The organism is Vibrio sp. 970 (assembly GCF_033339075.1).
The window spans coordinates 1-567 of record NZ_JAWOTW010000633.1; the positions used below are offsets into that span (position 1 = coordinate 1).

Here is a 567-nt window from a genome sequence, read left to right on the forward strand (position 1 = left end):
CGTTGAGCGTATTTGGCCACAGTTCTGTCTCTATAATCAGCATTTTCTTTGGCTGTATTGCCTTTAGGAAGCTTTTTACAGCAAAGCCAAAGTCTATTGGCATATAGCGGTGTTCAACTAAATCACCCAACTTAGCTATTTGTTCCGCACCAGTGCTCGTGGTTGTTGTGACAACGATAGGTTGCTCTGGATATTGCTGTTTGAGTTCCTTGATTAGAGGTGTTGCCGCGATGCTTTCGCCTACAGAAACAGCATGAATCCAAATTGGACGCTGATGTGTTTTTAACTGTGGAGTTATTCCAAAGTGTTCTTTCCATCGCCCACCAAATTTGGGTTTATTGGGTTTGCTTTTATATAAGCCCAATAAAAGAAATGGTGAGGCAAGCGCTAACAGTGCCGTATAAATAATTCGAATTAACATGAACTAGTCGCAATGGCTTCGAGCTTCTGGATGCTATCTAGGACTTGTTTTGGCGATAGCTCAGTCAAGCATTTCAAATGTTGGTATTGGCACTCACGCTTGAAACATGGTCGGCAGTCGATATCGGTATGAACCATTTCAACTTT

General features: G+C 42.2%; 1 protein-coding gene and 1 pseudogene. Both read right to left on the reverse strand.

Features of this window, described 5'->3' with window-relative positions; all coding sequences use genetic code 11:
• On the reverse strand, window positions 1-421 hold a 421-nt coding region (locus R7Q11_RS28300; RefSeq protein WP_308412275.1), incomplete at its 3' end, for a glycosyltransferase N-terminal domain-containing protein.
• Window positions 415-567: pseudogene (locus R7Q11_RS28305) on the reverse strand (lipopolysaccharide heptosyltransferase II); the annotation flags it as partial. The pseudogene R7Q11_RS28305 and the gene R7Q11_RS28300, both read right to left, overlap by 7 nt.